The sequence below is a fragment of the Micromonospora sp. II genome (assembly GCF_001709195.1).
Lineage (GTDB): Bacteria > Actinomycetota > Actinomycetes > Mycobacteriales > Micromonosporaceae > Micromonospora > Micromonospora chalcea.
The window spans coordinates 63,866-75,539 of record NZ_LYXF01000021.1; the positions used below are offsets into that span (position 1 = coordinate 63,866).

Annotated in this window: 12 protein-coding genes and 2 pseudogenes; 9 read left to right on the top strand and 5 right to left on the bottom strand. The window is 74.2% G+C overall.

Going from position 1 to position 11,674, the window contains the following annotated elements; genetic code table 11:
• Positions 1-135: 135 nt before the first annotated feature.
• Entirely contained in the window at positions 136-1,467 is a 1,332-nt protein-coding gene (gdhA, locus tag A8711_RS11630) for an NADP-specific glutamate dehydrogenase (RefSeq protein WP_064446516.1), read from the bottom strand.
• 92 nt (positions 1,468-1,559) lie between these two features.
• Between gdhA and A8711_RS11635 the strand changes: the two genes are divergently transcribed.
• The 4 genes from A8711_RS11635 to A8711_RS11650 are packed head-to-tail and all read left to right on the top strand — an operon-like array spanning position 1,560 to position 4,468.
• Positions 1,560-1,883, top strand: a complete 324-nt coding sequence (locus A8711_RS11635; RefSeq protein ID WP_043324595.1) for a MazG-like family protein — start codon at positions 1,560-1,562, stop codon at positions 1,881-1,883.
• A gap of 56 nt (positions 1,884-1,939) precedes the next feature.
• Positions 1,940-2,767: a hypothetical protein gene (locus tag A8711_RS11640; protein ID WP_069088214.1), complete on the top strand. Its 828-nt coding sequence runs from the start codon at positions 1,940-1,942 to the stop codon at positions 2,765-2,767.
• A 16-nt stretch (positions 2,768-2,783) separates the two neighbouring features.
• Positions 2,784-3,755, top strand: a complete 972-nt coding sequence (locus A8711_RS11645; protein WP_069088206.1) for a pirin family protein — start codon at positions 2,784-2,786, stop codon at positions 3,753-3,755.
• 44 nt (positions 3,756-3,799) lie between these two features.
• Positions 3,800-4,468, top strand: coding sequence for a hypothetical protein (locus tag A8711_RS11650; RefSeq protein WP_069088207.1), 669 nt, complete (start codon positions 3,800-3,802; stop codon positions 4,466-4,468).
• 297 nt (positions 4,469-4,765) lie between these two features.
• Here A8711_RS11650 and A8711_RS11655 read toward each other — a convergent pair whose 3' ends face one another.
• A complete protein-coding gene (locus tag A8711_RS11655) occupies positions 4,766-5,035 on the bottom strand; it encodes a DUF2795 domain-containing protein (RefSeq protein ID WP_030502657.1) in 270 nt (89 codons plus the stop codon).
• A 166-nt stretch (positions 5,036-5,201) separates the two neighbouring features.
• Between A8711_RS11655 and A8711_RS11660 the strand changes: the two genes are divergently transcribed.
• Positions 5,202-5,609, top strand: a complete 408-nt coding sequence (locus A8711_RS11660) for a DUF2267 domain-containing protein (RefSeq protein WP_064446174.1) — start codon at positions 5,202-5,204, stop codon at positions 5,607-5,609.
• Between the two features lie 10 nt (positions 5,610-5,619).
• Here A8711_RS11660 and A8711_RS11665 read toward each other — a convergent pair whose 3' ends face one another.
• A complete protein-coding gene (locus A8711_RS11665; protein WP_043324590.1) occupies positions 5,620-6,798 on the bottom strand; it encodes a CaiB/BaiF CoA-transferase family protein in 1,179 nt (392 codons plus the stop codon).
• Between the two features lie 243 nt (positions 6,799-7,041).
• Here A8711_RS11665 and A8711_RS11670 point away from each other — a divergent pair, with 243 nt between their 5' ends.
• The 4 genes and pseudogenes from A8711_RS11670 to A8711_RS32805 form a co-directional block, all read left to right on the top strand.
• Positions 7,042-8,076 (top strand): TerC/Alx family metal homeostasis membrane protein, encoded by a 1,035-nt coding sequence (locus A8711_RS11670; protein ID WP_043324589.1) that lies wholly within the window; start codon positions 7,042-7,044, stop codon positions 8,074-8,076.
• Positions 8,077-8,126: 50 nt separating this feature from the next.
• A complete protein-coding gene (locus A8711_RS11675) occupies positions 8,127-8,726 on the top strand; it encodes a sulfite oxidase-like oxidoreductase (protein WP_043324587.1) in 600 nt (199 codons plus the stop codon).
• Between the two features lie 40 nt (positions 8,727-8,766).
• Positions 8,767-9,486, top strand: coding sequence for a ferredoxin reductase (locus A8711_RS11680; RefSeq protein ID WP_176722796.1), 720 nt, complete (start codon positions 8,767-8,769; stop codon positions 9,484-9,486).
• Positions 9,487-9,533: 47 nt separating this feature from the next.
• A pseudogene (locus tag A8711_RS32805) lies at positions 9,534-9,704 on the top strand (DUF6510 family protein); the annotation flags it as partial.
• Here A8711_RS32805 and A8711_RS11685 read toward each other — a convergent pair.
• A complete protein-coding gene (locus A8711_RS11685; RefSeq protein ID WP_069088208.1) occupies positions 9,630-11,390 on the bottom strand; it encodes a glycosyltransferase in 1,761 nt (586 codons plus the stop codon). The pseudogene A8711_RS32805 and the gene A8711_RS11685 overlap by 75 nt on opposite strands.
• A 163-nt stretch (positions 11,391-11,553) precedes the next feature.
• Positions 11,554-11,674, bottom strand: a pseudogene (locus A8711_RS32810) (phytochelatin synthase); the annotation flags it as partial.

Below are 11,674 nucleotides of genomic sequence, written 5' to 3' on the forward strand. Positions count from 1 at the left end.
ACGGTGCCACCCCGGGACGGGGGTGACGACGCGGGACGGATGCCTACCGGCCGGTAGCGCCCTGAACCTAGGCCGGGCGTCGAGAGCTGTCAATCACTGACCGACCGCTCGGTCAGCGCCCGTCCCGCGTGCCGCTCACACCACGCCGTGCGCCAGCATCGCTTCGGCCACCCGCCGGAACCCCTGGATGTTCGCCCCGGCCACGTAGTCGCCCGGCAGGCCGAACTCCTCGGCGGTCGCCCAGCACCTGTCGTGCACGTCCCGCATGATCTCGCGCAGCCGCTGCTCCGACTCGCCGAACGTCCACGTGTCGCGGCTGGCGTTCTGCTGCATCTCCAGCCCGCTGACCGCCACGCCGCCGGCGTTGGCCGCCTTGCCCGGCGCGAACCGCACCCCGGCCCGGCCGAGGATCCGCACCGCCTCCGGCGTGGTGGGCATGTTCGCCCCCTCCACCACGGCGACGCAGCCGCCGGCGACCAGCGCGGCGGCCTCCGCGCCGCCGATCTCGTTCTGCGTGGCGCAGGGCAGCGCCAGGTCGCAGGGCACCTCCCAGACGTTGCGGTCCGGGACCGCCACGGCGTTGCGGGCGTGCCCGGCGTACTCGGCCAGCCGTCCCCGGCGCTGCTCCTTCAGCTCCCGCAGCAACGCCAGGTCGATGCCCTTCTCGTCGACCACGTAGCCGCCGGAGTCGGAGCACGCCACCACCGTGCCGCCGAGCTGGTGCACCTTCTCGATCGCGTAGATGGCCACGTTGCCGGAGCCGGACACCACCACCCGCTTGCCCTCCAGGCTGTCCCCGGCCTGGCGGAGCATCTCGTCGGCGAAGAACACCGCGCCGTACCCGGTCGCCTCCCGGCGCACCTGCGCGCCCCCGTACGCCAGGCCCTTGCCGGTGAGCACGCCCGCGTCGTACCGGTTGGTGATCCGCTTGTACTGCCCGAACAGGTAGCCGATCTCCCGGCCGCCCACCCCGATGTCCCCGGCCGGCACGTCGGTCTGCGGGCCGATGTGCCGGTACAGCTCGGTCATGAAGCTCTGGCAGAACCGCATCACCTCGCGGTCGGAGCGACCCTTCGGGTCGAAGTCCGCGCCGCCCTTGCCGCCGCCGATCGCCAGGCCGGTCAGCGCGTTCTTGAAGATCTGCTCGAAGCCGAGGAACTTCACGATGCCCAGGTAGACCGACGGGTGGAAGCGCAGCCCGCCCTTGAACGGGCCGAGCGCGCTGTTGAACTCCACCCGGAAGCCGCGGTTCACCCGTACCCGGCCCTGGTCGTCCTCCCACGGCACCCGGAAGATGACCTGCCGCTCGGGCTCGCAGATCCGCTCGACCACCTCGGCGTACTCGGGATGCCGGGCCAGGGCCGGACCGATGCTCTCCAGTACCTCGCGGACCGCCTGGTGGAACTCGGGCTCTCCCGGGTTCCGGGCGACCACGCCGGCGAACACCGACTCGACGGTCTCCGGCATCACGGGCACCTCCTCTCGCCTGGGCCGCAGACCTGCTGGCCTGCGTCGCCCCAGGATACGAACGGTCTGCGCGATCAGGTTCACTGGTCGCCGTGGACGCCACCATCTGGACAACGGCGCGGGACGCGCGCGCCTGGCTGGACGCCGCGAACGGCCGCGGCGACACCGAGCTGACCTGTCGCATCCTCAAGATCGGCGAGGAGGCCGGCGAGGTCGCCGCCGCCTGGATCGGGATGCTCGGGCAGAACCCGCGCAAGGGGGTGACGCACACCCGCGAGGAGGTCGCCGCCGAACTCGCCGACGTGGCGTTCACCGCGCTCGTCGCCATCGAGAGCCTCGGCCTGGACGCCCACGCCGTGCTGACCACGTGCGCCGACAAGGTGCGCTCCCGTACCGCTGCCACGGAAAAGGAGTGAACCGACCGGGAAACGGACACGTATGACCCGTTGGGGACCGGCGAGAGGGGATGACCATGACCACATCCGAGGATGAGCCCGGCCTGACCCGACCCCGCTGGTCCGGCGCGGCCCGCCTGCTGGCCGCCGCCGCCGCGCTGGTGGTCGTGCTCGGCGGGGTGGCCGTGGCGGTGACGCTGTCCAACCCGGGCCGCCTCGGCGTGGTCTTCTCCGGCGGCGCGCCGCCGTCGCCCGCCACCGGCGCCGGAGGTGTCGGCGCGGCCGAGGCCGCCGGAGCACAGACGCTCGCCGAGCCCCGGGGCGGCCGGCAGCGCGCCGAGTTCGAGCTGGCCGACGGTCTGACCAGGTTCACCCTGCGGGCCGCCGACCTCGGCGACGACCTCTACCGCATCGACGTGCCGGAGGACGGCGGCGTCACGCCGCGCCCGCAGATGGTCGGCGACCGGGTCCGCCTGCGGGTCGAGGAGAACGGCCGTCGCGGTCCGGCCGCCGTGGACGTCGTGCTCAACTCCCGGGTCACCTGGCGGCTGCGGCTCGTCGGCGGCGTCAGCGAGCAGCGGCTCGACCTGGGCGACGCCCGGCTCGCCGGGATCGACCTGGTCGGCGGCGCGTCGCGGACCCGGCTGCTGCTGCCCCGGCTGAACGGGTCGCTCACCGTCCGGATGACCGGCGGGGTCAGCGAGCTGACCGTCACCGTGCCCGGCGGGCCGCCGGTGCGGGTGCGCGTCGCCGCCGGGGCCGGCTCGCTGACCGTCTACGACGAGCGGCACGGCGGGATCGCCGCCGGTGACCTGGTCAGCTCACCGGGCTGGGACCGGGCGGCCGAACGGCTCTACCTCGATCTGGCGGCGGGCGCGAACGCGGTGAGCGTCACGGCGGACTGAGCGTACAGTCGGGGCGGTGGACCGCACCGAATCCCTGCCCGCGCAGACGCTCCCGCCCGGCGTCGGCCCGACCGACCCGGGCAGCGTGCTGCTGCCCGGGCACGACGTCCCCCTCGGCCGCTACACCACGGTGCGCCGGCTGCTGCCCCAGCGGCAGCGCCGGATGGTCGGCGCGTGGTGCTTCGTCGACCACTTCGGGCCCGACGACGTCGCCGACCGGCCCGGCATGGAGGTGCCGCCGCACCCGCACACCGGCCTGCAGACCGTCACCTGGCTGCTCGACGGGGAGATCCTGCACCGCGACAGCCTCGGCAACGTCCAGCCCATCCGCCCCGGCCAGCTCAACGTGATGACCTCCGGGCGCGGCATCGCCCACTCCGAGCGCTCCCCGCTGGTGCACCCGCCGCTCATGCACGGCGTACAACTCTGGGTGGCGCTGCCCGACCCGGCGCGCGTCGGCGACCCGGACTTCGCCCACCACGCCGACCTGCCCCGCTTGCGCGACGGCGACCTCGACGTCACGGTGCTCGTCGGTGAGTTCGGCGGGCAACGCTCGCCCGCCGTCGTGCACACCCCGCTCGTCGGCGCGCAGCTCGAGGCCCGCGGCGCGGCGCCGGCCACGCTGCCGCTGCGCCCCGACTTCGAGTACGCGCTGCTGGCCATGTCCGGCGCCGCCGACTGCGACGGCGTGGCGCTGGCCCCCGGCGCGCTGCTGTACCTGGGCCTCGGGCGAAGCGCGCTGACCCTGAGCGCCGAACCGGGCACCCGGCTGCTGCTGCTCGGCGGCACCCCGTTCGACGAGCCGCTGGTGATGTGGTGGAACTTCGTCGGCCGTTCACACGAGGAGGTGGTGGCCGCTCGGGAGGACTGGATGGCCGGCCGCCGCTTCGGCGTCGTCGCCGACGACGCGGCGCCGCCGCTGCCCGCGCCCGCGCTGCCCACCACCCGGCTCAAGGCTCGCGACCGCAGCGGCGGCGTACGCGGCTGACGGTCGTACCCGAATGCCGGGCCGTCGCCTGGGTAGTCGGCGGCATGCCGACACACACCGCCACGCGCAGCGTCGAGGAGAAGAAGCGGCTGGCCCGCCGGCTCGCCGGGGACGGCCGCGGGTTCGCCGAGTGCTTCGGGTTCCGGGTGACGAACAACCCGGCCCAGCTGTTCCAGGTCCTCTACCTGTCCGTCCTGCTGGCCCGCCGGGGCGACTTCCACCGCGCGGTCGACGCGGCCACGGCGCTGCGGGACGCCGGCTGGGACACGGCGGCGCGGATGGCCCGCTCGCGCCACGAGGACCGGGTACGCGTGCTGCGCGCCGCCGGGCTGCGCGGCGACCTGGCCGGGCTCGCCGACACGCTCGGCGACCTGGCCCGCACGGTCGTCGACACGTACCGGGGCGACCTGCGCCGGCTGCGCACCGCCGCGCGTCAGGACCCGGCGGGGGAGCGGCGGCTGCTGACCGCACTGCCCGGAGTGGACGACGAGGTGTGCGACCTGTTCCTGCGTGAGGCGCAGGCGTTGTGGCGCGAGGCGGCGCCGGTGGCCGACCGTCGAGCGCTCGCGGCGGCCCGCCGGCTCGGCCTGGGCCGTACCGCCGGTGACCTCGCCGGGCTGGCCGGCAGTGGTGAGTCGGAACAACTGTCGTGGCTGGTCGGAGCGCTGGCGCGAGTGGAGCTGGAACGCCGGTACGCCGAGGTGACCGCCTGAGCGCGTACGTGCGCCCGGACACAGTTCCGCGAATCTCACCCGTTCGGCTGATGTTGCGTCGTATGATGATCGTGGCAGCGATGCCCGCCCGGTTCGGGCGAACATCTCACCGCCTCGCGGTCGCGACCCGGTTCGGGCGTGAACCGCGGGGGACAGGTGCTGCGTGGCGCCCCAGGTCGCGGTTCGTGACCCGGGGCGCTCGCCTGTCCGGGCTGCGCGACCGGCCACAGAGGAGCCCAGCTTTTCCGCACGCGCAGAGGCCGGCGGCCGTGTCGCCCGCCGGCTCTCCCGCCGTGCTCAGATGCCGCGCAGGTGCTGCGACACGCGCGGGTGGTTGTCCCGGGCCTGCGCCGCGCGCTGCGAGCGGCTCACCTCCGGGGCCGCGTCGATGCCGGCCGAGCGGGCCACCTCGGTGCCGTTGGCGTAGTCCACCGGGGGCAGCGCGCGCAACGCCCGCAACACGTCCGGCGGCGCGCCCTCCCGCTCCGCCTCGCGGATGACGTCGTCCTTCCCGGCCGGGTAGTCCAGCGCGGACAGGTACTCCAGGACATCCGAGTAACTCGCCATCAGTCGGGCTCCTCGCGGCAGTAGTTGGGGTCACGACCGGGCGGCGGTTACCCGCCGCGCCGCCGCTCACGCCCGCCGCCACCGGAAAACCTGCCGCCCCGTCGCAACCGTTTCCGCCGCGCCGGGGCGGGTAGCCGCGCTGGGCGCACCGAAGGGGGTACCACCGATGCACTACCTGACGTTCGTGGGCCGGGTCGCCCGGCTCACCGGCACCAGCGAGGACCGCGCCGCCACGCTCACCGCGGCCACCCTGGAGACGTTCGCGCAGCGGCTGACCGGTGGCGAGGTGCTTGACCTGGCCGCGCAACTGCCGAAACCGCTGCAGGGGCTGCTCAGCCCGTACCCGCGGGACGAGGCGGCCGAGCGGTTCGGCGCGGCGGAGTTCGTGGCCCGGGTCGCCCGCCGGGCGGACTGCGACGAGAACACCGCCCGCGACGCCGTACGCGCGGTGTTCACCACGATGCGCGAGGCGATCGGCGGCGGCGAGTTCCAGGACGTCGTGGTCCAGTTCCCGCGCGACTACCGCGACATGGTGGAACCGGCGCTCGCCCCGGCCGCCGCGCGCCGGCGCTGACCGCCCACGATCAGGCGATCACACCGTCCGCCCGCAGCGCGGCGATCCGGGCGGCGTCCACCCCCGCCTCGGCGAGGACCTCGTCGGTGTGCTCGCCCGGCCCCGGCGGCGGGCGCCGCACACTTGTCGGGGTGGCCGAGAAACGCGGCGCGGGCGCCGGCTGGGTGACCCCGTCCGGCGCGACGAAGGTGTCCCGGGCGCGCAGGTGCGGGTGCTCGGGCGCCTCGGCCCAGTCGAGCACCGGCGCCACGCAGGCGTCAGTGCCGGCCAGCAGCTGCGTCCACTCGTCCCGGGTACGGGTGCGGAACAGCCGCGCCCAGGCGGCCCGCAACGCCGGCCAGTTCGCCGGGTCGTCCCGGTCCAGCGCGTCGCCGCTGTCCGGGCCGTCGTCGCCGTCCAACGGAAAACCGGTGAGCCGGACCAGTTCGGCGTAGAACTGCGGCTCCAGCGCGCCGACCGCCACGTACCGCCCGTCGGCGCACTCGTACGTGTCGTAGAAGGGCGCGCCGCCGTCGAGCAGGTTCACACCGCGCGGGTCCTGCCACAGCCCGATGCCGCGCAGCGCGTGGATCTGGGTGGCCAGCACCGAGACGCCGTCCACGATGGCGGCGTCGACCACCTGGCCGGGCGCGCCGCCGCGTACCGCGTACAGCGCCGCGACCACGCCCAGGGCCAGCATCATGCCCCCGCCACCGAAGTCGCCGAGCAGGTTCATCGGCGGCACCGGACGCTCACCGGCCCGGCCCACCCCGTGCAGCGCCCCGGTCAGCGCGAGATAGTCGATGTCGTGTCCGGCGCTGTGCGCGAGCGGGCCGTCCTGCCCCCAGCCGGTCATCCGCCCGTACACCAGGCGCGGGTTGGCGGTGAGGCAGTCGTCCGGGCCGAGGCCGAGCCGCTCGGTCACCCCGGGCCGGAAGCCCTCCACCAGCGCGTCGGCCCGGGCGGCGAGCGCCAGCACCAGGTCACGGCCCGCGGGCTGCTTCAGGTCCACCGCGATCGAGCGGCGGTTGCGGTTCAGCAGGTCGCCCGGGAACGCGCCGAACCCGCCGCCGCCGGGCCGGTCGATGCGCACCACGTCGGCGCCGAGGTCGGCCAGCATCATCGCCGCGAACGGCCCGGGGCCGATCCCGGCCAGCTCGATCACCCGTACGCCGGTCAGCGGTCCCTGGACTGTCACCTGCGTCACCATAGGGGCCGCGGTGACCAGGCGCCATGCCCTGAACCGCCGCCCAGTCTGTTGACCAGGGCAAGCATCCGTGTCCCGACTTGGCGTCCGGTCCGGCGGTGACCTAGCCTTGTCCAGGCGAGGGGAGTACTTCCCAAAAATCATTCCGGTCAGTACGGCAAGCCGCCGAGGCGAGCCCCGGGTGGTTGCCCACGGAAACGTGGGTGAAGGAGACCTCGAACATGACACGGTGTTCGAGGAGGTTCCATGCCCGAATTGTCCCCGCTGGCTGCGGCCGAACTGTCGTCGGTCGGCACGCCCACGCTGTGGGCGGTGACGATCGTCGGCGTGCTCGTGCTGCTGGTGCTCGACTTCCTGGTCACCCGCAAGCCGCACGAGGTCTCCATCCGTGAGGCCCTGGGCTGGTCGGCCTTCTACATCGCGCTGCCGCTGGCGTTCGGCGCCTGGATCTGGTCCCGCTGGGGCAGCCAGCAGGGCATCGAGTACCTCACCGGCTACCTGGTCGAGAAGTCGCTGTCGGTCGACAACCTGTTCGTCTTCATGCTGCTGCTCGCCGCGTTCGCGGTGCCCTCCGTCCTGGCCCAGCGGGTGCTGCTCTACGGCATCGCGGGCGCCCTGGTGCTGCGCGGTGTGTTCATCGCGCTCGGCGCCGCCGCGCTCAAGACGCTCGACTTCGCCTTCCTGCTCTTCGCGCTCATCCTCGTCGCCACCGCGGTGAAGCTGCTGCGCGACGCCCTCAGCGGGCACGAGCAGGAGGTCGACATCAACAAGATGCGGTCGGTGCGGCTGCTGCGCAAGGTCATGCCGGTGGTCGACGAATACCACGGCACCCGGATGACCATCCGGCAGAACGGCCGCCGGGCGCTCACCCCGTTCGCGCTCGTCGTGGTCGCGGTGCTGGCCACCGACATCGTGTTCGCCGTCGACTCGGTGCCCGCCGTCTACGGCATCACCGAGGACCCGTACCTGGTCTTCGCCACCAACGCCTTCGCGCTGCTGGGCCTGCGGGCGCTCTACTTCGTGCTGCACGCCGCGCTGAGCCGGCTCGTGCACCTCAGCTACGGCCTGGCCGTCATCCTGGCGTTCATCGGCCTCAAGCTGGGCCTGCACTGGGCGCACGGCATCTGGGAGGGCGTGCCGGAGATTCCGACGCTGGCCTCGCTCGGCGTGATCATCGGCGTCCTGGTGATCGTCACCATCACCAGCCTCCGGGCCACCCGCAACAGCGGCGACGGCCAGCGCACCATCGTGCACGAGGTGCAGGGCGGAGGCGGCGCCTGACTCGGTGGGAACCGCTGCCCCGGCACGGCCGGCGGTGGTACGACTGACGGGTGGGAATCGTCTCGCCGGGCTTCCAGGGCCGGCCCCGTTCGTCCGCGACCGACCTGCCGCCGGGGCAGTACCTCACCGAGGACTTTCCCGTGCTCTCCGCCGGCCCGACGCCGCGGGTGCCGCTCGACACCTGGGAGTTCGTGCTGACCAGCGAGACCGGCGCGGAGTACCGCTGGTCCTGGGACGAGATGATGGGCCTGCCGCAGGACACGCCGACGGTGGACCTGCACTGCGTCACCCGCTGGTCCAAGCTCGGCACCACCTGGCAGGGCGTCTCCCTGGACACGCTGCTCGACGGCGTCGACACCACCGCCCGGTACGCGCTGGCGCACTCCTACGGCGGCTACACCACCAACCTGCCGCTGGACGACCTGCGCGGCGGGCGGGCCTGGGTGGTGCACACGTACGACGGGGGGCCGCTGCCGGCCGAACACGGCGGCCCGGCGCGGCTGCTCGTGCCGCACCTGTACCTGTGGAAGTCGGCGAAGTGGGTGCACGGCATCCGGCTGCTCGTCGACGACCGGCCCGGCTTCTGGGAGACCGCCGGCTACCACGACTACGGCGACCCGTGGCGCGAGCAGCGCTACCAGGGCGACTGAGGTGACCGCGCAGGCGCAGGGCCGCCGCGTCGCGCCGCTGATGTGGCGGGTGGCCCGGCTCGTCGAGCGGCGGATCGAGACGCCCACCGCGCAGACGCTGGTGCTGGACGTGCCCGGCTGGCCCGGCCACCTGCCCGGGCAGCACGTCGACCTGCGCCTGACCGCCGAGGACGGCTACCAGGCCGCCCGGTCGTACTCGCTGGCCGGCCCGGCCGACGGCGAGCGGATCGAGGTGACGGTGCAGCGGGTGCCCGACGGGGAGGTGTCGCCGTACCTGACCGACACCTACGCCGAGGGCGACCCGATCGAGGTGCGCGGGCCGGTCGGCGGCTGGTTCGTCTGGCGTACCGACGAGACCGCGCCGGTGCTGCTGGTCGGCGGCGGATCCGGCGTCGTGCCGCTGATGGCGATGATCCGCGCGCGCCGGGCCGCCGGCAGCCGCACCCCGTTCCGGCTCGTCTACTCGGTGCGCACCCCGGACGACGTCATCTACGCCGACGAGCTGCGCCGCCGCGCCCGCGACGACCAGGGCCTGGACGTCGCGTACGTCTACACCCGCGCGGCGCCCGACGGCTGGCGCGGCGAGCCGCACCGGATCGGCCTGGCCGACGTGAACAGCCACGGCTGGCCGCCGGACCTGGAGCCGCTCTGCTACGTCTGCGGCCCCACCGGATTCGTGGAGACAGTGGCCGACCTGCTGGTGGGGCTGGGCCACCCGACCCGGCGCGTGCGGACCGAACGGTTCGGCCCGACCGGCTGACGACCCGAGGAGAGCGGATGACCGACCTGTCCTACCTGGATGGCAACATGCTCGACGGGCCGTTGCGCGAGGTGTTCGCCGTCGACCTGAGCGCCACCACCGGGCGCTGCGACACCTGCGGGACGACCGGCCCGATGGCCGGGCTACACGTCTACTCGCACGCCCCGGGCCTGGTCGGGCGATGTCCCGCCTGTTCCGGAGTGATGGTGCGCCTGGTCCGCGCGCCGCAGCGGGCCTGGCTGGACCTGCGCGGCACCACGTACCTCCAGGTGCCCATGCCGGCCGAGCCGGCCTTCCGCGCCGCGCCCTGACGTCTGCGCGGGGCCGTGCCCCGCTGTCTGCGCCGCGGCTGGACCGCGCCGGCCGCGCCGGCGCAGCCGCCCGACGAGCTGCCCGACGGTCACCGGCACCACGGACAGCACGAGCTGACCGTTGCGGGGGTCGACGGTGGCCGCGACCGCGTACAGCCGGGCGCCGTGCCGCAGCAGGCGGGGCCGCCCGGCGGCGAGCCGGGGCGCGCGCACCGCGGCCCCGCCGCGCCCGTGGCCGCCGTCCACCTCGGCGCGTACCGGATGACGCCGGCCGCCCGCGCAGCTCGCGGCCAGGAGCCGGCCGAGGGGGAACTCCGTGCGGACCGTGCGGCCGGTCGGGTCGCCGGCGTCGACCCGGGTGGCGCCCACGACCGGACCGGCCAGCAGCCGCACCGGCCCGGCCTCCGCGGCGAACCGGGGGTACGGGCTGCGCGCGGTCACCGTGAGCGTGTCCCCGTCGGTCCAGCTCACGTCGACGGCGTCCAGCCGCGCCAGCCAGGCGGCGCGTACGTCGGTGACGTCCGACCAGCCGGCCGGGGCGCCCGGATAGCCCGCGTGCCACCGGTCCCCGGCGAAGACCGTCGCCGGCACGCCCAGGCCGGTGTCCTGCTCGATGACCGCCAGCAACTCGTCGACCCCGCCCGCGGTCACCGCGCCCAGCCGCAGCCGGGCCTCGATGCCGAGCCGGTCCCGCACGCCGTCCGTGACGTGCTGCCGCACCAGCCGGGCGACGCTGCTGTGCACCAGTTCCTGCGTGGCCCGGTCCAGGTGCCGGAAGTCGTCGCCGACCAGGTTCGCCAGCTCCAGCCCGACGTGGCGGCACAGCACCGCGTCCCGGCGCGGTCCCGCGGGGATCAGGCCGGCGACGAACGCGAACAGCCGCTCCACGCTGACCAGGCGCTGCTCGACCCGGCTGTGGTAGGTGATGTTGCGGGCGTCCAGGCGGCGCACGGCGTGGTAGTAGTCGTAGTCGCCCAGCACCGAGATCCGCCGGGCGTGGTAGCAGGCGGCCAGCGTGAACGGCTGGTCGCTGAGGACCGGCATGTCCTCCGGGAAGCGCAGCCCCAGCCGGTCGACCAGTTCGCGCCGGAACAGCTTCGTGTTCGCCAGCGACCAGGGCAGCGCCGAGTCGAACAGGCTCACGTCGACCGCGTTGCCGTCGGCGAACACGTCGGAGAAGACGTGCCGGCCGTTGACGCCCACCACCCTGCCGAGCACCACGTCCGAGCCGTACCGGTCGGCGGCGGCGACCAGGCGTTCGAGGGCCTCCGGGCCGAGCCGGTCGTCGGAACCGACGAAGAAGACGTACCGGCCGGTGGCCAGGTCCAGTCCCCGGTTGCACGGCGCGGCCGGACCACCCGAGTTGGGCTGGTGCGCCACCCGTACGGTGCCCGGGTACCGCGCGGCGTACCGGTCCAGCAGGCGGCCGCTGCCGTCGGTGGACCCGTCGTCCACCGCCACGATCTCCATCCGGTCCGGACCGATCGTCTGCCGCAGCAGCGAGTCGAGGCACTGCCGCAGGTAGCGCAGCGTGTTGTAGACCGGTACGACGACACTCACGTCGGGGCGGTTCGTCGCCTCCTCGGCTGCCACTGCTGCTCCTTCACGGTCGCCCGGATGGTCCGGCGCGACCCAGCGTGGTGGAGCGACCCGTCCGGGTGACGACACCCGCGTGACGACGAGGTGACCGGACGGCAGCCGTTGGATACGACGAAGGGCCCGACCCCATGGTGGGGGTCGGGCCCTTCGTGTTCGGTCAGGAGCTGTAGCCGCGGCTGGCGGTCCAGCGGGCGAGCTCGTCCACGTCCATCCGGTAGGAGGCCTGGTTGGGGTTGGCCGAGTCGGCGATCGTCACGACCTTCCCGCCGTCGCGGTAG

Bases quoted from the DNA above. Each gene is read 5' to 3' on its own strand.
- A8711_RS11670 (WP_043324589.1), top strand. From the start codon at position 7,042: ATGCCCGAATTGTCCCCGCTGGCTGCGGCCGAACTGTCGTCGGTCGGC.
- A8711_RS11660 (WP_064446174.1), top strand. From the start codon at position 5,202: ATGCACTACCTGACGTTCGTGGGCCGGGTCGCCCGGCTCACCGGCACC.
- A8711_RS11640 (WP_069088214.1), top strand. From the start codon at position 1,940: ATGACCACATCCGAGGATGAGCCCGGCCTGACCCGACCCCGCTGGTCC.
- A8711_RS11650 (WP_069088207.1), top strand. From the start codon at position 3,800: ATGCCGACACACACCGCCACGCGCAGCGTCGAGGAGAAGAAGCGGCTG.
- A8711_RS11665 (WP_043324590.1), bottom strand. From the start codon at position 6,798: ATGGTGACGCAGGTGACAGTCCAGGGACCGCTGACCGGCGTACGGGTG.
- A8711_RS11655 (WP_030502657.1), bottom strand. From the start codon at position 5,035: ATGGCGAGTTACTCGGATGTCCTGGAGTACCTGTCCGCGCTGGACTAC.
- gdhA (WP_064446516.1), bottom strand. From the start codon at position 1,467: ATGCCGGAGACCGTCGAGTCGGTGTTCGCCGGCGTGGTCGCCCGGAAC.
- A8711_RS11680 (WP_176722796.1), top strand. From the start codon at position 8,767: ATGTGGCGGGTGGCCCGGCTCGTCGAGCGGCGGATCGAGACGCCCACC.